General features: G+C 52.6%; 22 protein-coding genes. 14 read left to right on the forward strand and 8 right to left on the reverse strand.

The genetic code is table 11. The annotated features are described in order from the left end of the window. Positions 1-79 precede the first annotated feature (79 nt). Complete coding sequence (soxR, locus tag PsWM33_RS06965) at positions 80-544, reverse strand: redox-sensitive transcriptional activator SoxR (protein WP_063298758.1); 465 nt, start codon at positions 542-544, stop codon at positions 80-82. Between the two features lie 86 nt (positions 545-630). Between soxR and PsWM33_RS06970 the strand changes: the two genes are divergently transcribed. Next, positions 631-1,014: a VOC family protein gene (locus PsWM33_RS06970; protein WP_063298757.1), complete on the forward strand. Its 384-nt coding sequence runs from the start codon at positions 631-633 to the stop codon at positions 1,012-1,014. 61 nt (positions 1,015-1,075) lie between these two features. Here the strand turns inward: PsWM33_RS06970 and PsWM33_RS06975 are convergent, their stop codons facing one another. Continuing rightward, positions 1,076-2,011 (reverse strand): phytanoyl-CoA dioxygenase family protein, encoded by a 936-nt coding sequence (locus PsWM33_RS06975; protein WP_063298756.1) that lies wholly within the window; start codon positions 2,009-2,011, stop codon positions 1,076-1,078. Between the two features lie 117 nt (positions 2,012-2,128). Here PsWM33_RS06975 and PsWM33_RS06980 point away from each other — a divergent pair, with 117 nt between their 5' ends. Beyond that, entirely contained in the window at positions 2,129-2,989 is an 861-nt protein-coding gene (locus tag PsWM33_RS06980; protein WP_063299683.1) for a helix-turn-helix domain-containing protein, read from the forward strand. Between the two features lie 8 nt (positions 2,990-2,997). On the opposite strand, the gene PsWM33_RS06985 is transcribed toward PsWM33_RS06980, so the two are convergent. Genes PsWM33_RS06985 through PsWM33_RS07000 form a run of 4 tightly spaced genes read right to left on the reverse strand, consistent with a single transcriptional unit; the run spans position 2,998 to position 7,209 of the window. Further along, on the reverse strand, positions 2,998-4,521 hold the full coding sequence (locus tag PsWM33_RS06985; protein WP_063299684.1) for a UxaA family hydrolase: 1,524 nt from the start codon (positions 4,519-4,521) through the stop codon (positions 2,998-3,000). Position 4,522: 1 nt separating this feature from the next. Continuing rightward, the gene (locus PsWM33_RS06990) at positions 4,523-5,368 is read right to left on the reverse strand and encodes an amidohydrolase family protein (protein ID WP_063299685.1); all 846 of its coding nucleotides are present in this window, start codon (positions 5,366-5,368) and stop codon (positions 4,523-4,525) included. Next, a complete protein-coding gene (locus tag PsWM33_RS06995) occupies positions 5,361-6,401 on the reverse strand; it encodes an aldo/keto reductase (protein ID WP_063299686.1) in 1,041 nt (346 codons plus the stop codon). The genes PsWM33_RS06990 and PsWM33_RS06995 overlap by 8 nt, the downstream gene beginning before the upstream one ends. A gap of 10 nt (positions 6,402-6,411) precedes the next feature. Continuing rightward, complete coding sequence (locus tag PsWM33_RS07000) at positions 6,412-7,209, reverse strand: IclR family transcriptional regulator (protein WP_063299687.1); 798 nt, start codon at positions 7,207-7,209, stop codon at positions 6,412-6,414. Positions 7,210-7,476: 267 nt separating this feature from the next. On the opposite strand from PsWM33_RS07000, the gene PsWM33_RS07005 reads away from it, so the two are divergent. The 3 genes from PsWM33_RS07005 (at position 7,477) to PsWM33_RS07015 (ending at position 9,717) form a co-directional block, all read left to right on the forward strand. Beyond that, positions 7,477-8,214: an SDR family oxidoreductase gene (locus PsWM33_RS07005; protein ID WP_063299688.1), complete on the forward strand. Its 738-nt coding sequence runs from the start codon at positions 7,477-7,479 to the stop codon at positions 8,212-8,214. Positions 8,215-8,229: 15 nt separating this feature from the next. Beyond that, a complete protein-coding gene (locus tag PsWM33_RS07010; RefSeq protein ID WP_063299689.1) occupies positions 8,230-9,075 on the forward strand; it encodes a fumarylacetoacetate hydrolase family protein in 846 nt (281 codons plus the stop codon). Between the two features lie 108 nt (positions 9,076-9,183). Next, positions 9,184-9,717 (forward strand): methylated-DNA--[protein]-cysteine S-methyltransferase, encoded by a 534-nt coding sequence (locus PsWM33_RS07015; protein ID WP_063299720.1) that lies wholly within the window; start codon positions 9,184-9,186, stop codon positions 9,715-9,717. Positions 9,718-9,767: 50 nt separating this feature from the next. Here PsWM33_RS07015 and PsWM33_RS07020 read toward each other — a convergent pair whose 3' ends face one another. Together PsWM33_RS07020 and PsWM33_RS07025 are read right to left on the reverse strand one after the other, a co-directional pair. Then, a complete protein-coding gene (locus tag PsWM33_RS07020; protein ID WP_063299690.1) occupies positions 9,768-10,799 on the reverse strand; it encodes a Vgb family protein in 1,032 nt (343 codons plus the stop codon). Positions 10,800-10,883: 84 nt separating this feature from the next. Then, the gene (locus PsWM33_RS07025) at positions 10,884-11,648 is read right to left on the reverse strand and encodes a sugar phosphate isomerase/epimerase family protein (protein ID WP_063299691.1); all 765 of its coding nucleotides are present in this window, start codon (positions 11,646-11,648) and stop codon (positions 10,884-10,886) included. A gap of 780 nt (positions 11,649-12,428) precedes the next feature. On the opposite strand from PsWM33_RS07025, the gene PsWM33_RS07035 reads away from it, so the two are divergent. The 9 genes from PsWM33_RS07035 to PsWM33_RS07070 all read left to right on the forward strand — a co-directional run bounded on the left by PsWM33_RS07035 (position 12,429) and on the right by PsWM33_RS07070 (position 20,144). Continuing rightward, entirely contained in the window at positions 12,429-13,511 is a 1,083-nt protein-coding gene (locus PsWM33_RS07035; RefSeq protein WP_063298744.1) for an ABC transporter ATP-binding protein, read from the forward strand. Positions 13,512-13,521: 10 nt separating this feature from the next. Beyond that, entirely contained in the window at positions 13,522-14,601 is a 1,080-nt protein-coding gene (locus PsWM33_RS07040) for an ABC transporter ATP-binding protein (RefSeq protein ID WP_063299721.1), read from the forward strand. Positions 14,602-14,604: 3 nt separating this feature from the next. Then, entirely contained in the window at positions 14,605-15,492 is an 888-nt protein-coding gene (locus PsWM33_RS07045) for a carbohydrate ABC transporter permease (protein WP_057465481.1), read from the forward strand. Positions 15,493-15,497: 5 nt separating this feature from the next. After that, positions 15,498-16,394, forward strand: a complete 897-nt coding sequence (locus tag PsWM33_RS07050; RefSeq protein ID WP_063291454.1) for a carbohydrate ABC transporter permease — start codon at positions 15,498-15,500, stop codon at positions 16,392-16,394. A gap of 13 nt (positions 16,395-16,407) precedes the next feature. Then, positions 16,408-16,689: a DUF2160 domain-containing protein gene (locus PsWM33_RS07055; RefSeq protein ID WP_057465479.1), complete on the forward strand. Its 282-nt coding sequence runs from the start codon at positions 16,408-16,410 to the stop codon at positions 16,687-16,689. 74 nt (positions 16,690-16,763) lie between these two features. Continuing rightward, positions 16,764-18,482 (forward strand): ABC transporter substrate-binding protein, encoded by a 1,719-nt coding sequence (locus PsWM33_RS07060; protein ID WP_063298742.1) that lies wholly within the window; start codon positions 16,764-16,766, stop codon positions 18,480-18,482. Between the two features lie 251 nt (positions 18,483-18,733). Further along, complete coding sequence (locus PsWM33_RS27090; protein ID WP_152986836.1) at positions 18,734-18,949, forward strand: hypothetical protein; 216 nt, start codon at positions 18,734-18,736, stop codon at positions 18,947-18,949. Continuing rightward, the gene (locus PsWM33_RS07065; RefSeq protein WP_063299693.1) at positions 18,949-19,530 is read left to right on the forward strand and encodes a Fic/DOC family protein; all 582 of its coding nucleotides are present in this window, start codon (positions 18,949-18,951) and stop codon (positions 19,528-19,530) included. Before PsWM33_RS27090 ends, PsWM33_RS07065 begins: the two co-directional genes overlap by 1 nt. Before the next feature lie 227 nt (positions 19,531-19,757). Beyond that, positions 19,758-20,144 (forward strand): hypothetical protein, encoded by a 387-nt coding sequence (locus PsWM33_RS07070; RefSeq protein WP_063299694.1) that lies wholly within the window; start codon positions 19,758-19,760, stop codon positions 20,142-20,144. Positions 20,145-20,235 lie beyond the last annotated feature (91 nt).

Genomic DNA, 20,235 nt, shown 5'->3' on the forward strand with positions numbered 1-20,235 from the left:
GATACAAACCCGTTATCATCACGATGACGGGTTTTTTGTTGTCTAAATTTTGAAACACGGCAACTCCGGTTACCGCATCCTAGCCTTCATCTTTAAATGACTTGTCGCCATAGATGAAGCGGGGGCCGCGGCCGTAGCTGGAGGCGGCGTCTCCGGCGTTGTAGAGCTCGCATTTGTCCAGAGACAGGCAGCCGCATCCCATACAGCCTTCCAACTGCGCTCTCAGGTTCTCCATGCGTGCAATGCGCTCATTCAGATGTATCTTGAACTGCTGACTCAAGCGTTGCCAGTCGGCTTTGTTTGGAGCACGGCCTGGCGGAAGTGTGCCAAGCTGGGCTGAAATTTCCTTGATGGTGAAGCCAAACTCCTGCGCGACTAATGCAAAGGATAAACGACGGATGTCGGCCCGCATAAAACGGCGCTGACCACCAGAGTTGCGACTGGCGGTAACAATCCCTTTGGTCTCATAGAAACGAATGGCGGAAGTGGTGAGGCCGGTGCGGTCGGCTAACTCACCGATTGTCATGACATCTGAGTGCTGCATAAAATTCTCAAAAATAGTGCTTGACTTAAACTTAACTTGAACTCCTAAACAGGGTGTCATCAGAAGTCAAAAGAAAGGCTATTGCGATGACAAAGAGTTTTTTAGAGCACGTCAACATTACCGTTTCTGACCCAATTGCAACTGCAAGCCGTCTTTCAGATTGGTTTGACTGGCATGTTCGTTGGCAGGGTGCTGCGCGTGCCGGGGGAACTACGGTTCATGTTGGAACGGATGATAGCTATATTGCTGTTTACTCCTTTGGAAACACCAATGCCACGAAAGAAGACACGTACGCCACTCATGGCAGTCTGAACCATGTAGGTGTGGTTGTTGGCGACCTGGATGCCGTTGAGAAGAAAGTTTTGGCGGGTGGGTACAAGACCCGTAATCCTGGTGATTATGAGCCTGGCCGTCGGTTTTACTTTGACGATGATGATGGCATTGAATTTGAGGTGGTCAGCTACGCATAACTGCTCGAACCCCGGTGCAAGAAGACCAAAGCTTCCATGAATGCTTTGGTCTTTCTTTATTTTACCAGTGCTCCAATCCCAGTAGCTTCTTACCAAGTTCCGTCAGGTCGGCTGTCTTGGCATTCTTCTTTTCCCAGTCTCTTGGATCGCCAGGGAAAGATGCTCTTTGAGGTGGTTCCAGATCGCGCCATTGGTGGATGCGGTCCTGCCGGAGGTCTTCATTGGACTGCTCAGACGGGAACATGGAGACATATTGAGCGATGCGCACTTTGTCTTCTGAGTTATTCGGGCGGATGCCATGGGCGAGGAGGGCGTTGAAGATCATCAAATCGCCCGGCTCCATTTCAATGTTTTCGATCTCAAAACCAGAGTAGTCAGGGTGTTTTGGATCACGGTTTTCTGGTTGAGTTTTGACCCAGTCCTCGAACTCTTCAAAGAGCTTTGGAATGCATTGGAAGCCGCCGGTTTCTTCATCTTGTTTGACCAATGAGAGAACGCCCTGAACGCTGATTGGTTGAGGGTGCAGGGATGTGTCTACGTCCCAATGGATGAAGCCGGGTTTACCGTCGCGGTTTTTCCTGGGTGGGTTGAGGTTTGCGCGGTCAATGCTGACCCAGAGGTCCTCTCGGTCCCAGATGTCTACGAAAGCATCGTAGACGCGTTGTTGCATGCGGTTATCCCACAGGTACTGGTGATTATAGATTTCCAGCATACCCGCGTTGTTCAGTTCTTGCATTTTGTGAGCGCGGCGTTGTGGGGTGTACCAAGTTGACGGATCATTGGGGTCTTTCTCATCGAACTCCCATAGTAGATCAACCAGTCTCTTTACATTTTCCTGCGGAACGGCCTGACGCACAATGACGTAGCCGCGGGTGATCCAGTGTTGCCAGTCTTCTTCTGACAAGACCCGAAGTGGCAGGGTCTTCTTGATGTCTTTTAGCTGGGTGTCGGTTGCGGTCGAGCCCCAGTGATTGTCTGCAAGCAGTTCAGCGTCCATTTGGTCCTCCCAGATCCTTCAATGAACTTGTAAGTTTAGCCACTCCGACAAGTGAGAGTTGTTCTAAACTAGCAGATACTGATACTATTCTGGCGTCTTGTTGGTTCAGAGGGTGAAATGCGATCATATCTGGAGAAGGTGCCGGAGTCTGAAGACGGTTCATTCAAGGTAATGAACCGTCGCCTTCATGAGGGCATTCCATTCTCCTGGCATCACCATCCTGAGTATGAGTTGACCCTGACATTGAACTCCGAAGGGCAGCGGTATGTGGGCGATCATGTGGGAGAGTATGGTCATGGGGACCTTGTTCTGCTTGGGCCTAACCTCCCGCATACATGGGCTTCGCAGAGCCGACCTGATGAGGGTAAGCCGCATGTTGCATTGGTTATCTGGTTTGAGCCGGAGTGGATTGAGCGGATTACCAGCGAAATGTCTGAGCTGGCCGGAGTGAAGAAGCTGTTTCGGCGGGCGTTGGCAGGGCTTAGCTTTAGTGATGCCGCGCGGCGGCGCGTGGTGCCCAGGATCAAGAATTTCTTTGAGGAAGATCCACTGGAGCGCTTGTTTATCATCCTCAGGGTTTTAGCTGATCTCTCAGAGGATGAATATGCCATGCAGCTGGCACATGATCCTGTGGTGCTCTCCAGTGCAGATGGTGGCAATGAACGTATCGACAGGGTGTTGACGCTTATCCACTCCGAGTATGCGCGTGTATTGTCGCTGGAAGAGTTAGCCGAGACTGCTGCGCTGAGTGTTTCCGGGGTGCATCGGTTGTTTCAGCGCCATACGGGGCAGACGATCTCGGAGTATCTGAAACGCATTCGAATTGGTGATGCGTGTGCGCAGCTTTCCGGCGGCGATGCACCGGTCTCAATGATTGCTCATAATGTAGGGTACTCGGCACTGGCCAACTTCAACAGGCAGTTTCGCGCGGTGAAAGGTATGACCCCGCGCGAATACCGTACTAGATTCAGAGGGTAGCTGCGCCGTTACATCACCGCACCGATCTGCCATGGGACGAACTCATAGTCGCCTAGCCCCTGGGCTTCTGACTTGCTGTGTTCGCCTGAGGCCACTTTGATCATCAGCTCGAAAAGCTCTGTGCCGACTTCTTCGATGGATCTGCCATCGGAGATGATGGAGCCTGCGTTGAAGTCCATGTCCTCTGGCATATGCTCAAAGAGTGGTGTGTTGCTGGCGACCTTGATTGTAGGCGATGGTTTGCTGCCGAACGCGGAGCCGCGACCCGTGGTGAAGACGATCAGGTTGCAGCCGCTGGCGATCTGGCCTGTGACAGAGGCTGGGTCGTAGCCGGGGCTATCCATGAAGACGAAGCCGTTGGTTTCGATTGGCTCGCCGTATTTGTAAACACCTTCTAGTGCTGTGGTACCACCTTTGGCGACTGCGCCGAGGGATTTCTCGAGGATGGTTGTCAGGCCGCCGCGTTTGTTGCCCGGAGAAGGGTTGTTGTCCATGGTGCCGTTGTTGCGGGCGGTGTAGTCCTCCCACCAGCGGACGCGTTCCACCAGTTTCTCAGCGATCTTCTGGTTGGCGGCGCGGCTGGTGAGCAGGTGTTCAGCGCCGTAGATCTCGGAGGTTTCTGAAAGGACCGAGGTGCCGCCGTATTTGACAAGCAGGTCTGTGGCGTAGCCGAGGGCAGGGTTGGCGGTGACCCCGGACCAGCCATCTGATCCGCCACATTGCAAGCCGACCATGAGTTTGGAGAGTGGTGCCGGTTGACGAGAGGCTTTGTTGACTTCCGGCAGCATGGCTTTGACTTTTTCAATGCCTGCTTCGATGGTTTTGCGCAGGCCGCCCATACCCTGAATGTTCATGAACTGAAATGTTGGTGATTGCTTCAAACCGTAGGCATCCAGCAGGAAGTCGATCTGGTTAACCTCGCAGCCTAAGCCAACCAGCAGAACGCCGCCGACATTTGGGTTTTTGGCGTAACCCCAGAGGACGCGTTGGAGGTTGGCAAAGCCTTCGTTGTCGCCTGCCATGCCGCAGCCTGTGCCGTGAGCGAAGGAGGCGACACCGTCTACATTTTCAAACTGCAACAGGTCTTCATCACTGAAAGCATCTGCGATGCGGTGAGCTGCGGTGGCGGAGCAGTTTACGCTGGTGAGGACTGCGATGTAGTTGCGGGTGCCGACACTGCCATCTTCGCGGTGATAGCCGAGGAAGGTACGCTCTTCCGGGTGCTCGGCATATTGCGTTGGTTTGTAGTCCTTGCAGAAGCTGTGGTGCACGCCGGGGTCAGAGAACTCCATGTTGTGCGAGTGCACATGGGCGCCTGCCTGAATGTCCGTTGTTGCGAAGCCGATGGTCTGACCGAACTTGATCAGCGCTTGTCCCTGCTTGATGTCGTGTTCGGCGATTTTGTGACCTGCGGAGATATTGTCGAGGACCTGAAGATTGCCTGCCTGATCACCCGGCTGCAAAGCTCTTGTGGCGATGATGACGTTGTCCGCTGGCTGAAGTTTGACGCTGGCTGGAATGGGTGCCGACATTTCAGAGAGTTTCCATTGTTTTGGTGAGATAGAACTTTGCAGCGGTGCCACCAAAGATGGCCTCCCAGTCTGCCTGTGGCAGGTCAGCAGTGAGCTGCTCCACCATATCCACCCAGTTTTGATAGGTATTTGCGAGGAGAAGGACTGGCCAGTCGCTGCCAAACATGACGCGCTCCGGTCCAAAGCATTTCAGAATGTGAAAGGCGTAGGGCGCTATGTCTTCGATCTCTGCGTTCTCGGAGGCCTCAGTCAGGAGACCTGAGAGTTTGCAGCAGACCTTGGAGGTGCGTGCGATGTCGCCGACGTGTTGGGACCACGTCTCGATGGCCTTGTTGCGGATATCCGGCTTTGCACCATGGTCGATGACGGCGCGCAGGTCCGGATAGCGGCTGAGGAAGGTTTTTAGATGCGGCAGGTGCCGGGGCTGGACCAGCAGGTCGAGTGTCAGGTTGTTGTCGATGAGAGCCTGAATGGCGGGGCGCAGATTGTCCTGCAGCATCCACTCGTCGTCTTCAATGTCCTGTATCATCGGACGAATGCCGACGAGTTTTGGGTTTTGGGAGAGTTCACTGATGATGTCTGGCGCGTTCGCTGCTTCCATGTCTACCCAGCCAACAACGCCGAGGATCCAGTCGTGTTCTGCGGCCAGCTCCAGCATGAAGTGGGTTTCTTCGACTGTGTCTGCAGCCTGAACGAGGATGGTTCCGTCCATCTTGGCTTGGGTCAGCAGGGGTTGGATGTCACTGGTGAGGAAGTCGCGGTACAGGACGTTCAGCTTTGGCGTGAGCCAGCTGTAGTCGCCGCGGGAAAGCTTCCAGAAATGGTGGTGGGCATCGATCCTAAGCATGCTTCACCTCTTGTTCGAAGAAGAGATTGCCAGACGGGACCGGGGCTTCAGCGGGAAGAAGGTCTCGTTCTTTCAGTCGTGCCCAGAAGGCGTCGGGAATGTCGGCAGCGATCCATTTGAGGATGTCTTCCAGCTCGCTGCGATTGCGCATTCCGGGAATGACGCTGGCTATCGCAGGGTGTGCGAGTGGGAAGTGCAGTGCTGCTGCAGCCAGATCAACGGAGAACTCCTGACAGCATTCCTTCAGGGCTGTTACATGGGCCAAAATTTCAGGCGGTGCGCTTGCGTAGTTCCAGGTGTTGCCGCCAACAAGGATGCCTGAGTTAAACGGGCCGCCGAGAATGATGGAGGTTTGAGCCTTTGTGCAGGCAGGCAGCAAATCCTTGAGAGGGGCTTGCTCCAGCAAGGTGTAACGGCCTGCGAGGAGGAAGGCGTCCCAGTGGGCCTGCTGCATCAGCTCCATGCAAATGGCGGTCTCGTTCACGCCAAGGCCCATTGCTGAAATAGCACCTGAGGACTTGAGCTCTTGAAGAGCCCTGATACCGCCTTGCAGCTTTTTCATATGGCGGCGGTTTTCTTCCAGGCCATGGGTCGCAGTGCCGATATCATGCACCAACAGGATATCAAGTCGGTCGAGACCGGTGCGATGTAGACTGGCCTCGTAGGAGCGCATGATGCCGTCATATGAGTAGTCATAGACCGGATGGAAGGGCAGTGGGTCTGGCCAGCCGAACTGGGCCGGATTGTCTGCCATGCCCGGTTTCAACAAGCGGCCAACCTTGGTGGAGAGGATGTAGTCGTGCTTGCGCACGGCATCTCCAATGACACGCTCTGAACGGCCAAAGCCATAGTAAGGGGCGGTGTCAATGTAGGTGAGACCAACCTCTTTGGCGCGATCCAATGTGCTCATAGACTCCTTGCGAGGAGCTGTTGCGAACAGCCCACCAAATGCTGCGCCGCCGATTCCCAATGTCGGCAGTTGCAGATCTGTTCCCCCCAATTGTCGATGAGCCAGCTTCCCTCCCAAGCCCATAGCAATTTCCTTATGTTGGCACTGTGCCGTAAATGCTGGTGATGTCCTTCGCTACCTGAGCGTAGGCTTGTTGAACGTCTTCAATTCCCGGTGCTTTGAAATCGTCAATGCGCTCCATGAATGGACAGCTGAGTGCTGCGACCGCGTTTCCATCTGGTCCCAGAATTGGGAAGGCCAGATTTGTAACGCCGACGGTGCTGGCAGATGGCATGCGTACGAAACCTTGTTCCTGTACTTCATCCAGAATGGCACGGAATGCATCGAGGCTCATCTCCGGTTCTCCGAGTGCACGCTCATGCTGGTTGTACATGAGCTCTCGGATCTCCGGCTTCTGGAAGGCAGCGATTGCCCGTCCGGTGCCTGTGTTCCAGAGGCCGATGACCGAGCCGGTTTTGAGGACGAAACTCCAGTTGCCCGGCGCTTCCACGCTGGCGACAACAACGATCTCTCCCTGATGCTCCATGCCGATGTGGCTGGACTGGTGAACGTCCTTGGCCGTTTTGCGCATCATGGGCACCGCCGCTTCCAACAACCGTGTGACGGGTGGGTGGCGATGCGACATGGAATACATTTTCAGGCTGAGCTGAAAGCGGTCGCCCTCTATGGAGCGCGATACATACTCGCGGCGCACCAGTGTGGTGAGCATGCGGTAGATCTCATTGGGGGACCGGTCGAGTGCTTTTGCGATCTCTGCCTGAGACAGGCCGGATGCGTACTGGGACAGCAGTTCCAGAATATCCAGTCCCTTCTCCAAAGCAGGGGCGCGGTATTTTTCAGCTTTGTCTTGCGATGTCTGTGTGTCTGCCATGATCAGCTCTGTTTGATGTGAGCATATTTTTTGACGCAAAATTCGACCTTGTCAATTTCTAATTTACATTTGAAAGAAGTTTTTATATTTAAGTTATGCCATTATGTGATTTGGCGAACTGACGGATTTCTGCGGTCTTTGGGAGAGGGCCAACGGGCCACTTGCCTTTTGTTTTGACGATAAGCGGTGCTTCCTCTCTAATAATCCGAGTTTCAGGTCCGTTTGGCCGAGCCTAAATTTTGAGAGATTCAGTCCGGGGGAGGACACATGGGACGATTGACTGGCAAGACAGCCCTTATCACCGCTGCAGGGCAGGGAATTGGCCGTTCTACGGTGGAAGCCTATGCTGCTGAAGGCGCAAAGGTTTTTGCAACAGACATTAACGAAGCTGCGCTTACAGAGTTGAATGCGATTGAGGGTGTGACCGGCCTGAGGCTGGATGTGACCAATGCAGATGATGTGCGTGACACTCTTGAAGTAACGGGGCCGTTGGACATTCTGTTCAACTGTGCGGGCTTCGTACACAGCGGTACGATTCTCGACTGTGATGAAGATGCGTGGGACTTCTCTTTCAATCTGAATGTGAAGGCGATGTACCGCCTTTGCCGTGCTGCGATTCCTGGCATGCTGGAAAATGGTGGTGGTTCCATCATCAACATGTCGTCTGTGGCGTCGTCGTTGAAGGGCGTGCCGAACCGGTTTGTTTATTGCTCCTCCAAAGCAGCAGTGATTGGCCTGACCAAGGCAATTGCCGCGGATTTTGTGACCAAAGGTGTTCGCTGCAATGCGATTTGTCCGGGAACGGTCGACAGTCCGTCCCTGCATGACCGGCTGAAGGCCACAGGCAATTACGAGCAGGCAATGAAAGATTTTATTGCGCGTCAACCTATGGGACGCATTGGCAAGCCAGAAGAGATTGCTGCGCTGGCTGTTTACCTTGGTAGTGATGATAGCGCGTTTACAACAGGTCAGACGCACGCCATTGATGGCGGTTGGTCAGTATAAGAAAATGGGTAGGATATGAAGCTTCTTAGATATGGTGAGCTGAACGTTGAAAAACCGGGTGTTCTGGATGCGGATGGCAACATTCGTGACCTTTCTGGTGTGGTTGGTGACATTGCTGGAGATACACTCAGCGCCGAAGGTCTTGCAAAAATTGCGGCGCTGGACCTGACCAGCCTGCCAGTGGTGGAAGGTAATCCGCGCATTGGTGCCTGTGTCGGCAATGTAGGCAAGTTCATCTGTATTGGCCTTAACTATTCCGACCATGCTGCTGAAGCGGGCATGGAAGTGCCAAAAGAGCCTGTGACCTTCTTCAAGGCGACCTCAGCTATTTGTGGCCCGAACGATGACATTGAAATTCCGCGTGGGTCTGTGAAAACAGACTGGGAAGTGGAGCTGGGTGTGGTGATTGGCAAACACACCAAGTATGTGAGCGAAAAAGGCGCGCTGGATCATGTGGCCGGATATTGCGTGGTCAATGATCTGTCTGAGCGTGATTTCCAGCTGCACCGCAGTGGCCAGTGGGTGAAGGGTAAGTCTGCTGACACCTTTGGTCCAATTGGTCCGTGGCTTGTGACCCGTGATGAGGTGGAAGACCCGCAGAACCTTTCCATGTATCTGGAAGTGAACGGCCATCGCTATCAGAACGGTTCTACCAAAACCATGGTGTTTGATGTGGCGAAGGTAATTTCGCATCTGTCGCAGTTCATGAGCTTACAGCCTGGTGATGTGATCTCCACTGGCACGCCTCCGGGTGTTGGCATGGGGCAGAAGCCAGAGACCTACCTGAAGCCGGGCGACAAGATGGAGCTGGGTATTGAAGGTCTTGGTGTTCAAAAACAGGTTACTTACGCTGCTGATTGAGGAGCGTGAGCTTGCTAAGCTCTGATGCCTTCACTAAGCTTTAAAGAACTCTCCGCTGCTGATCGTGGTGGAGAGTTTTTTCATGCGTTTTCGGGGGAGAGAATGACTATGACCAATGTTTCAGAGCCAATCACATATTGCAGTTATGAAAGCCCGGTTGGGTCTTTGCTGATTGGTGGAGAAGCTGGTGGGTTGGAATTTCTTCATTTTCCTGAAAGTGCACGCAGGCGGTTTGTTGAAGACGGCTGGGTGGAGGATGCCAAGCCGTATGCGGATTTGATTGCGCAGCTTGAAGCTTATTTTGCTGGTGAGCTCAAAGAATTCTCCCTCAATTGGAAGCTGATTGGTACTGACTTTCAGAAGAGCGTTTGGGAGCAATTGGCTGCAATCCCGTTTGGTGAAACGCGCAGCTATGGCGACGTTGCGAAAGCGCTTCGCAATCCGGGTGCAAGCCGTGCTGTGGGGCTGGCGAACAATGCGAATCCATTGCCGATTGTTATTCCATGCCATCGGGTGATTGGGGCGAATGGTGCTCTGGTTGGTTTTGGCGGCGGACTGAATACGAAGATCTGGCTGCTGGATCATGAGGGTATTCCGCATGGAACCAGTGCCAACAAAGACCAGATGGCATTTTCCTTTTAAATGAAAAGGGCGCCCGATTGAACGCCCTCTTTTCGGCGATACGCTGTAGGTCAGGATGGTGTTGTTTCTGCTTCATCAAACTGGATACGGACGATCATGTCTGTTCCGGATTCTCCACCCCATGCTTCGCCTTTACGTCCTGCCATCTGGCGAACGTCGGCGTCTGCTTTGTTGCTTGGGAAGCTGCTAAACTCTTCTGTATCCGGGTCAAAGTGGACGATTGCATCAGCATCGAAGTCTGTAAGCCAGTCCTTATCGTGCTCATCAACATAGACTGAGTAGGGCAGTGGGTCATTGCCGGGGAGACGCCATGCGCGCCATGTGTCTGCCTTTGGGTCGTACTCACTGACCTGACCTGAGAGCCATTCGCTGACCCAGAGTTTGCCTTCTGAGTTGGACCAGACGCGGCGGGCGCCTTGCTCTTTTGTCGGAGGTGTCACGATGCGGGCGCTTCCGTTGGTTCTGTCGATGTTGGCGATATGGCTGCCAGCGAGGGAGGCGTACCAGATGTCACCTTGCGGGGTGACAGTGATGCCATAAGGGCCGGGGCCTTGAGGGCTTGGCCAGACTTCGATTTCTTGGCTGACGGGATCAACACGGCCATAAACGCCGTTTTGTCCGGTGAACCAGTAGATGCCGTCGTGATCGAAGATGCCTGTGTTGAGGTTTGCGTCTGCGAATTCGGCAGGCAGTGGAATGAGGGTGACGGCGTCTGTTGCCGGATCAACGCGGGCGATGGCGTTTTGTCCGCCTTCGGTGACCCACATAGCGTTATCCGGGCCAAGTACCACGCCGTGTGGGGCTGCGTTTTCGCCCAGTGAAACCGGGTGGAGTTCTCCATTGTCAGGATCAAGACGTGTGAGCGTGCCATCTGCCTGTCCGCAATACCAGACCATGCCATCGGAATCGAAGCCAACGTCTCTGGAGCGCGCGCCGGGGCGGGCGTCAAAGTAGGTGACCTTTGCGTTTTTGATGGTGTCTGTTGTTTCCGCTACAGCGAAGACAGGTCCAGCAACGATGCCCATGTAATAGGCGCTGGGAATTGTTAGGGCAGATGCTCCGAGAAACTCTCGTCTGTTCATCCTACCTCTCCCTTATGCCGTCTCCTTAGTGGAGACAATCGATTTGCCTTAGTGCAAGGGAAAGGCGTGTCTATGGCGAAATACCTACACACCCTCAAGCATTTTGAGTGAGGTTAAGGAACGGTCAGCGAAGCGGAGAAAATTATTCGGGTCGTCGTGCTCCAGAATGTAGATCTTGGTACGGCTCTTTTCCTGCAGGGCGGTTAGAATATGTGCCCATGGGACGGTGCCGAAGCCGACATCTGCCCAGCCATCTTCATCCGCGCCTTCGCCTTCGGGGGCTATGTCCTTGATGTGGACCGCTGTAATGCGGGTGCCGTGGGCTTCGATCCAGTCGAGAGGTTCCAGGCCTGCCTTGATGATCCATGCTGCATCGACCTCCCATTCCACGGTTGGGGCCTCCGAGATGATCAACTCCATGGGAATGGTGTCATCGGGGAGAGGTTTGAATTCGAAATCATGGTTGTGCCAGCCAAAGTGGAAGCCTTTGTGCTTGAGTGTGTTGGCCATGTGCTCCAAACGGTGCGCGAAGATCGTCCATTCTCTCTTGGTTGTTGGGCGTTGTTCTGGTGTGAGGTAGGGAGCGAAGATGGTGTGCATGCCGAGGAGGACTGCGATCTTGATGCACTGATCGAGGTTCTCTTCCAGATCTTTGAGGTTGAAGTGGCCGGAGGGCATGTCGAGGTCATATTGATCGAGGAGGTCTCGCACTGTCTGAGCAGCTTCCAGTGTGGGATAGAGCTCCTCAAAGCCTTCTACCTGTGTATAGCCGAGGAGGGCTGTTTCCTGAAACACCTCTTTCCAGGGTTGGAAGTTTCGTGCGCTGTAAAGCTGTAGGCAAAAGTCCATGATACAGTTCCCGCTCCCAGAGCGACCAAAGTTAGCTGCCCAGGTTTTATTGCTCTGCACGACAATAGAGTTGCATCTACCTGGAGGGCAAGAGGACTTGCGAAAGAGGGCAAGGAGAGGGGAGCCTCTCCGAAAGCGGTTGTCAGAATCGATGTTTGAGCAAGGTGGTTTCATGAATTGACCACACCCGGTGGAGAACATCTGAATAGGGAATTTAGGTTCGAATTATTTCGCCGCGAAAATATTAGCTAGCTCATTAAATCAGAGTTTGCGTCAACAGCGCAGTCTTTTCAACGTGTTATTGGTTCAGGCTGACAGATGCAAGAATGACAGATCTTCAACATTTCTGCCGCACTGGGTGCGTTCTCATCCTAATGGATAACAGCTAAGAGTTTCGTTTTGTCAATTTTCGAATTGACGCTTAAGTGGTTTCGCTTATATTTCGAAATTACGCGAATATGCGCGTAATCGACTGTAAACGAAAATTGACGTGTTGGTTAGGACGTAGTTTAATTTTGATCTCTAATGGCACTTTGTAGGGACGGAGCTGCGTAAGAAAGCAGAACTTGAAGGTGTTCGAGGAGGCTCGTGAAAAATTGACAGATGCGTAGCGTTGCTAAAACGGCGCAGTTCTTTAAAAGGCTGGGACCTTTACTAAGAGATTCAGCTCGACCACCGAGTTGTTTTTTGGAATTACAGTCAGGAATATGAAGGTACCGCAGTGCAAGCAGCGCGTATCGCAGGAAGCAGTCGGGTCGCTTTCTGTTCCGGGAGGGCAACATGCTTGAATTAAGGGGCGTCAGCAAGACTGTTGACGGTATGGACCATATTCGCGACGTGTCTTTGCGTCTTGAAAGTGGTTCATTGAACGTATTGTTGGGACCAACACTGTCAGGCAAGACAACGCTTATGCGTTTGATGGCAGGGCTGGACACGCCAACTGCAGGGCAAGTGCTCGTAAATGGACAGGATGTGACCGGTGTTTCCGTGCGCAAGCGCGACGTCGCGATGGTCTATCAGCAGTTCATCAACTACCCGGCTCTCACGGTTTATGAAAACATCGCCAGCCCGCTGCGCGTTGCGGGAGTAAAAGGGGCTGATGTTGACAAGCAAGTGCGCAAAGCTGCGGACTTGATGAAGCTCACACCTTATCTGGACAGAACACCGCTGAACCTTTCTGGTGGTCAGCAGCAGCGTACTGCGATTGCGCGTGCGCTGGTCAAAGGGGCGCATCTGGTGCTGATGGATGAGCCATTGGCGAATCTGGATTACAAACTGCGCGAAGAATTGCGCGACGAGCTGCCGAAGATCTTCTCTGAAAGCGGTGCTGTGTTTGTTTATGCGACAACAGAACCGACAGAAGCTTTGTTGCTGGGCGGGCGTACAGCCACCTTGCATGAGGGGCAGGTTTCGCAGTTTGGTGATACCATTGACGTTTACCGCAATCCTCAGGACATCGTTACCGCGCAGACTTTCTCTGATCCGCCGTTGAACCTGCTGGGCCTGACGAAGAGCGGGGGTGAGTTCCGCACGTCAAATGGCACGGTTATTCCGGCATCAGAAGAAGAGAAGCGTCTTCCTGATGGACATTACAAAGCAGGTTTCCGGCCACATCACCTTTACCTGCAGCGCCCAAGTGAAGATGCTGTTTGTCTTCCTGCGGTTGTTGATGTTTCCGAGATTACCGGTTCTGAGAGCTACATTCATCTGACATGCCTGAACCACCGCTGGGTGGCGCTGGAACATGGCATTCATAACGTAGACGTGGATGCCAAGATCGACGTGTTTGTGGATGCCAAGAACTTCATGATTTTTGATGATGAGGGCCGCTCTGTTGCGTCTCTCATGCATGAACCGGCTTAAGGAGGCGAGCATGGCACGTATTGATCTCGACCACATTCGCCACTCTTATTTGCCGAACCCAACAAGCCCGAGCGATTACGCTTTGAAGGAAGTTAATCTGACCTTTGAAGATGGCGGTGCTTATGCGCTTCTTGGGTCTTCCGGCTGTGGCAAGACAACACTTTTGAACATCATCTCCGGTTTGCTGACACCCTCTGAAGGTGATCTGCTGTTTGATGGTAAGCCGGTGACGGAGCTTTCTACCGAAGCGCGTAACATTGCGCAGGTGTTCCAGTTTCCGGTCGTTTACGACACCATGTCTGTTTACGACAATCTGGCGTTTCCGCTTCGCAACCGCGGTGTTCCGGCAGCTGAAGTTGATCAGAAGGTCAACGAGATTCTACGGATCATTGATCTGGAGAGCAAGGCAAAGCGCAAGGCGCAGGGCCTGACGGCGGATGAGAAGCAGAAGATCTCGCTGGGCCGCGGTCTGGTGCGCTCTGATACCAACGCGATCCTGTTTGACGAACCGCTTACCGTAATTGATCCGCACATGAAGTGGGTTCTGCGCTCGCAGTTGAAGCATCTGCACAAGCAGTTTGGTTTCACCATGGTTTATGTGACCCACGACCAGACCGAGGCTTTGACCTTCGCGGATAAGGTTGTGGTGATGTATGGCGGCGAAGTTGTGCAGATTGGAACGCCGGATGAGCTGTTCCGCAAACCTCAGCACACCTTTGTTGGCTACTTCATCGGGTCTCCGGGCATGAACATTCTGCCGTGCGAGGTGGATGGAACCATGGCGCGTGTTGGTGGACACAGTGTACCGCTGCCATGTGGTCTCGACCCGAAGAAAGTCGCTCAGAAAACCGAGGTTGGTATCCGTCCTGAGTTTGTGAAACTCGGCGGTGCCGGAGAAGGTTTGCCGTTGAAAGTCAACGCTGTTGAAGACATCGGCCGCTACCGCATTCTGCGTGGTGAGATGGAAGGTGTTGCGCTGAACGCCATTGTTGGCGAAGGCATGAGCATTCCGGAAAGTCCGACAGCTCTCTTCGATCCAACACAGACGAACCTTTATGCCGACAGCTGGCTCGTAAGCGAGGGGGCCTGATCCATGGAAAAGACCGTAAACAACAAAGCCTGGTTCATGGTTTTACCGGTTCTTTTGCTGGTGGCCTTTACCGCTGTTATTCCATTGATGACTGTTGTGAACTATGCGTTTCAGGATAGCTTTGGAAACAATCAGTTTTTCTGGGTTGGGATTGAATGGTTTCAGGAACTGCTCAGCTCCGAGCGCTTTCATGATGCCTTGGTCCGCAACCTGATTTTCTCCTTCTCCATTCTTGCAATTGAGATCCCGCTGGGTATCGGTATTGCGCTTTGTATGCCTAAAAAAGGCTGGGGCGTTCCGGTTTGTCTGGTGTTGATGGCGCTGCCATTGCTGGTGCCGTGGAACGTGGTTGGTACCATCTGGCAAGTGTTTGGCCGTGCGGACATTGGTCTGCTGGGTTATTTCCTCAACTCTCTTGGCATCAACTACAACTACACACAGGACCCTGTTGCTGCATGGGCCACCGTGATTGTTATGGATGTGTGGCACTGGACCAGCCTTGTTGTGCTGCTGTGCTATGCGGGGCTTGTTTCTATTCCTGAGGCTTATTATCAGGCCGCGCGTATTGATGGGGCGTCCCGCTGGGCGGTGTTCCGTTACATCCAGCTGCCAAAGATGCACAGTGTCTTGCTGATTGCGGTTCTGCTGCGCTTTATGGACAGCTTCATGATTTACACCGAGCCGTTTGTTGTTACAGGTGGCGGACCGGGTAACTCCACGACCTTCCTGAGTATCGACCTTGTGAAGATGGCGATTGGTCAGTTTGACCTTGGGCCAGCTGCTGCAATGTCACTCGTCTACTTCCTCATCATCCTGCTGTTCTCATGGGTGTTCTACACCGCGATGAACAACATTGGGACTGAGAAGAAACATTACGCAGGCGAGGAGTAAGCACCATGTCGACAACAACTGGAACTGCAGTCATTGATGGTGGTGTTGCTGCTGGTGGACAGGCTCCACGCAGCCGGACCCGCGCAAAGGCACAGAGAACCGGAAGCCGCTATGCTTTCCTCGTTCCAACTTTGTACATCACGTTTTTGATGCTGCCGATCTACTGGCTTTTCAACATGAGCCTGAAGACCAACCAGGAAATTCTGAGCAAGTTTACCTTGTGGCCGGATGAGCCGACGCTCGCCAACTACATGGTGATCTTCACGGACCCAAGCTGGTACAACGGTTACATCAACTCCATCACCTATGTGGCGCTTAATACGGTTATCTCCGTGGCGGTTGCGTTGCCAGCGGCCTATGCGTTTTCGCGTTATAAGTTTCTGGGTGACAAGCATCTGTTCTTCTGGCTGCTGACAAACCGTATGGCTCCGCCAGCGGTGTTTGCGCTGCCTTTCTTCCAGCTCTATTCCGCCTTCGGTCTGATTGACACGCACCTTGCAGTGGCTCTGGCGCACTGTCTGTTCAACGTGCCGCTGGCTGTGTGGATTTTGGAAGGCTTTATGTCTGGTGTTCCAAAAGAGATTGACGAGACTGCTTATATCGATGGCTATTCCTTCCCGAAATTCTTCGGCAAGATCTTCATGCCTTTGATTGCAAGCGGTATCGGTGTGGCAGCGTTCTTCTGCTTTATGTTCTCTTGGGTGGAATTGCTGATTGCCCGTACGCTCACCACAACTGCAGCTAAACCGATTGCGGCCACGATGACCCGTACGGTTTCAGCTTCCGGCATGGATTGGGGTGTACTTGCGGCGGCGGGGATTCTGACAATTATTCCGGGTGCGCTGGTGATCTATTTCGTACGTAACTACATCGCTAAGGGCTTTGCCCTGGGCCGCGTTTAACAGGGAGGCGATTATGGATTTTTCTTGGATGGCCTGGACGTCGCCGACTGCGATTTTCTTCATCACCATTGGCCTGCTGATCTCCAGCATGGCGGTTTGGGAATGGTTTGTGCCGGGGGGGACACCCCGGCATGGGATTTTGAAATTTGAGACGACACGCGGCGACCGCTTGTTTGTTTCGCTGCTGGGCAGTGCGTTTATCTGCCTGTTTTGGCTTGGGTTTGTTAGCGCAAACCTTTGGTGGGCTCTGTTGGTCTGTGTGGCATACGCGTTTTGCGTGTTCCGCTGGGTTTAGGATTGAGCTTTTTTCTCCGCACTGATGTTTAGGGGAACTTTCAGTGCAATAAAATATAGTCGGGAGGAATATATATGAGACGTCAGCTTTTAGCGTCCGTTGGCTTTGCAGCCATGATTTGCGCATCCAGCTCTGCTTTTGCAGACATGGAAGCCGCGAAGAAGTGGGTGAGCGACGAATTCCAGCCTTCTACTCTTTCTCAGGAAGAGCAGATGAAGGAAATGGACTGGTTCATCAAAGCAGCTGAGCCTTTCAAAGGTATGGAAATCAAAGTGGTTTCCGAAACCATTGCGACCCACGAATACGAAGCGAAGGTTCTTGCAAAAGCATTTACCGAAATCACCGGCATTAAAGTTACTCACGACCTGATCGGTGAAGGTGATGTTGTTGAGAAGCTTCAGACCCAGATGCAGTCTGGCGAGAACATCTATGATGCTTACGTCAACGACTCCGACCTGATCGGTACGCACGCTCGCTACAAGCAGGTTCGTAACCTGACTGACTGGATGGCTGGCGAAGGTAAAGCGGTTACGCTGCCAACTCTGGATGTTGAAGACTTCATCGGTCGCTCATTCACAACTGGCCCAGATGGCAAGTTGTATCAGCTTCCAACACAGCAGTTCGCGAACCTTTACTGGTTCCGCTATGACTGGTTCACAAACCCAGACATCAAAGCTCAGTTTAAAGCGAAATACGGCTATGAGTTGGGTGTTCCGGTTAACTGGTCCGCTTATGAGGACATCGCTGAGTTCTTCACCAACGACGTGAAAGAAATCAACGGCGAAAAAGTCTATGGCCACATGGACTACGGTAAGAAAGATCCATCCCTGGGTTGGCGCTTTACCGATGCGTGGCTCTCCATGGCAGGTGCTGGCGACAAGGGTATTCCAAACGGTCTGCCAGTTGACGAGTGGGGCATTCGCGTAAACGGTTGTTCCCCAGCTGGTTCTTCCGTTGAGCGCGGTGGTGCAACCGATGGTCCTGCCGCGGTTTACTCCATCACCAAATACATCGAGTGGCTGAAGAAGTACGCTCCGGCTGAAGCACCAGGCATGGTGTTCTCTGAAGCTGGTCCGGTTCCGGCACAGGGTTCTGTTGCTCAGCAGATCTTCTGGTACACCGCATTCACCGCAGACATGGTGAAAGAGGGTATTCCAGTTGTGAACGCAGACGGCACTCCTAAGTGGCGTATGGCTCCTTCTCCGAAGGGTGCTTACTGGGAAGAGGGCATGAAGCTGGGTTATCAGGACGCTGGTTCCTGGACTCTCATGAAGTCTACCCCGGAAGATCGTGCGAAAGCTGCATGGCTCTACGCTCAGTTCACCGTTGCGAAGACAACTTCTTTGAAGAAGTCTCACGTTGGTCTGACCTTCGTGCGTGACAGTGACGTTCGCGATGCGTCCTTCACAGAGCGTGCACCTAATCTGGGTGGTCTGGTAGAATTCTACCGTTCTCCAGCTCGTGTACAGTGGACCCCAACCGGTACCAACGTTCCTGATTATCCAAAGCTGGCTCAGCTGTGGTGGCAGAACATTGGTGATGCATCCTCAGGCGCGAAAACTCCTCAGGAAGCTATGACTGCTCTTGCTGCTGCTCAGGACAAAGTTCTGAAGCGTCTTGAGCGTGCTGGTGTTCAGGGCGAGTGTGGTCCTAAGCTCAACGAAGTTATGGATCGTGATTTCTGGCTGAACCAGCCAGGCGCACCGAAAGCCAAACTGGCTAACGAAAAACCAACTCCGGTTACCGTTGACTACGACGAGCTGATCAAGAGCTGGGCAGACGCTTCCAAGTAAGCGTCGTTTTCGGGCGTATCTTTGTCCGAAAACCGGTATCCACTTTTCGGGGATACACTTCCAAGACTAAACGAGAAACCCGGTGTCGTAAGGCGCCGGGTTTTTTGTTTTGGGAATGAACATTCTACATATTGGATCACTGATCGAATTGGTATCTTCTTATTGAGAGGGATTCGGTTCTTATCTTTTTAACCAGTTGTAACAGAAAGCAGCTTTTGCATTTTTTTAATTGTTTATGCTAAGCTTTGCGCATGACGAAAAGTAATATTATCAAACGCTCGACCGTAAGTGGACGGATTTCTGTCTCTCCGCTTGGCAAAAAAAAAGCATCAAGGTTTGCGCTTGTTGAAGGTATGACTTTGACTAAGAAATGGGAGAGGACGATTGCCCTTCATGAAAGCGAAGGCTTGAAGGGGGATGCTTTGCGTTCAGCTATTTCTCGCAGTTTTAGCAAGAAATCAAGGTGATGAGCCGTTATAATGCAATAGAAGATCCGCTATGCTATCCAGGTACACATGTTCTTAAAAATAAACTAGATTTGACCGACCAAAGTGAGCTGGATCAGTTCGAGCAGCTTATGTTCCTGACACGCTCTGAGGAACCTTTACCAGCTGGTGAATTGGACTATGAGTACTACAAGGCAATCCATCATCATTTTTTCCAAGACGTTTATGACTGGGCAGGGAAGCCGAGAGAAATTCGGACAGGAAAAGGCGATAGCTGGTTTTGCTATCCTGAGTTTATTGAGCAGGAAATGGTCAAGATTTTTGCTCAACTGGCATCTGAAAATCACCTCACGCTGATTGAGGACCCGATAACATTTGCGAAGCGTGCAGCTTATTATGTTGCAGAAATAAATGCCGTTCATCCCTTTCTAGAGGGAAATGGACGTTGTCAGCTAACCTTACTGAGCATTCTCTTTGAAATTTCAGGTTTTCCGATGGACGTGGAGCAAATTCAAGCTGATCAGTTCATGGCAGCTATGGTTGCTAGTTTTTACGGCAACAATGGACCGCTTATCCAAGCAATTATGGCATTGATGGCGTAGATATATTCTTCTCGCTTCCTGGGAGACACCATACCAGTTTCGTTTTTTAGCGATGTGCTGCGTTTGAATGCTTCCCCCTTAAAATCCAAGCGAGACATGCTGAAAAGGTATGCCGAGATGTCGCTATGAAGGGGGATTGTATTATCTGGAGTACTTGTTTCGTCTTCTGGTTTCGGCATGGTAGGTAGATCTCGCGATGTCTTGGTCAGATTGAAGGGGCTGCTGCTGTGAAGTGTCTAAGGATTTACGCAACGCCGGATGGGGAGTCGCATTTTGGTGAGGTTGAGATACCGACGCAGAAAGTGTCGGTGCATCCCGAAGCAACTCCGTTTGATGTGAGTGCCAGTTATCCGGCTTCGCGCGTCCGTTTCTCTCACATTCCAGCAGGTATGAGACAGGTGGAATGGCATAATGTGCCTGATCGGGTTTTGACTGTGAGGCTTGATGGGTCCGTTGAGTATGAAACCAGTGACGGGGAAGTTCGAACAGTCGGCGCTGGGGAGTTCGTGCTGATTGAGGATACGCATGGCAAGGGTCACCTTTCGCGGCATTCACCTGAGGCTCAGACTGTGCTTTGGATCTCCTTGCCGAATGGGTTGGACGAGCCGTTGTAGATGGTGAGGGTAACCAAGCCTCTCTCTTGTAATTCCGCATATTAGAATTGTATTTTACAACTGGAATTCCTGCCGTGCCCTGCTAAACTAC

The organism is Pseudovibrio sp. WM33 (assembly GCF_001623165.1).
Classification (GTDB): domain Bacteria; phylum Pseudomonadota; class Alphaproteobacteria; order Rhizobiales; family Stappiaceae; genus Pseudovibrio.

Coding starts and splice junctions, on each gene's coding strand:
- soxR (WP_063298758.1), bottom strand. CDS start 544: ATGCAGCACTCAGATGTCATGACAATCGGTGAGTTAGCCGACCGCACC.
- PsWM33_RS06970 (WP_063298757.1), top strand. CDS start 631: ATGACAAAGAGTTTTTTAGAGCACGTCAACATTACCGTTTCTGACCCA.
- PsWM33_RS06975 (WP_063298756.1), bottom strand. CDS start 2,011: ATGGACGCTGAACTGCTTGCAGACAATCACTGGGGCTCGACCGCAACC.
- PsWM33_RS06980 (WP_063299683.1), top strand. CDS start 2,129: ATGCGATCATATCTGGAGAAGGTGCCGGAGTCTGAAGACGGTTCATTC.
- PsWM33_RS06985 (WP_063299684.1), bottom strand. CDS start 4,521: ATGTCGGCACCCATTCCAGCCAGCGTCAAACTTCAGCCAGCGGACAAC.
- PsWM33_RS06990 (WP_063299685.1), bottom strand. CDS start 5,368: ATGCTTAGGATCGATGCCCACCACCATTTCTGGAAGCTTTCCCGCGGC.
- PsWM33_RS06995 (WP_063299686.1), bottom strand. CDS start 6,401: ATGGGCTTGGGAGGGAAGCTGGCTCATCGACAATTGGGGGGAACAGAT.
- PsWM33_RS07000 (WP_063299687.1), bottom strand. CDS start 7,209: ATGGCAGACACACAGACATCGCAAGACAAAGCTGAAAAATACCGCGCC.
- PsWM33_RS07005 (WP_063299688.1), top strand. CDS start 7,477: ATGGGACGATTGACTGGCAAGACAGCCCTTATCACCGCTGCAGGGCAG.
- PsWM33_RS07010 (WP_063299689.1), top strand. CDS start 8,230: ATGAAGCTTCTTAGATATGGTGAGCTGAACGTTGAAAAACCGGGTGTT.
- PsWM33_RS07015 (WP_063299720.1), top strand. CDS start 9,184: ATGACCAATGTTTCAGAGCCAATCACATATTGCAGTTATGAAAGCCCG.
- PsWM33_RS07020 (WP_063299690.1), bottom strand. CDS start 10,799: ATGAACAGACGAGAGTTTCTCGGAGCATCTGCCCTAACAATTCCCAGC.
- PsWM33_RS07025 (WP_063299691.1), bottom strand. CDS start 11,648: ATGGACTTTTGCCTACAGCTTTACAGCGCACGAAACTTCCAACCCTGG.
- PsWM33_RS07035 (WP_063298744.1), top strand. CDS start 12,429: ATGCTTGAATTAAGGGGCGTCAGCAAGACTGTTGACGGTATGGACCAT.
- PsWM33_RS07040 (WP_063299721.1), top strand. CDS start 13,522: ATGGCACGTATTGATCTCGACCACATTCGCCACTCTTATTTGCCGAAC.
- PsWM33_RS07045 (WP_057465481.1), top strand. CDS start 14,605: ATGGAAAAGACCGTAAACAACAAAGCCTGGTTCATGGTTTTACCGGTT.
- PsWM33_RS07050 (WP_063291454.1), top strand. CDS start 15,498: ATGTCGACAACAACTGGAACTGCAGTCATTGATGGTGGTGTTGCTGCT.
- PsWM33_RS07055 (WP_057465479.1), top strand. CDS start 16,408: ATGGATTTTTCTTGGATGGCCTGGACGTCGCCGACTGCGATTTTCTTC.
- PsWM33_RS07060 (WP_063298742.1), top strand. CDS start 16,764: ATGAGACGTCAGCTTTTAGCGTCCGTTGGCTTTGCAGCCATGATTTGC.
- PsWM33_RS27090 (WP_152986836.1), top strand. CDS start 18,734: ATGACGAAAAGTAATATTATCAAACGCTCGACCGTAAGTGGACGGATT.
- PsWM33_RS07065 (WP_063299693.1), top strand. CDS start 18,949: ATGAGCCGTTATAATGCAATAGAAGATCCGCTATGCTATCCAGGTACA.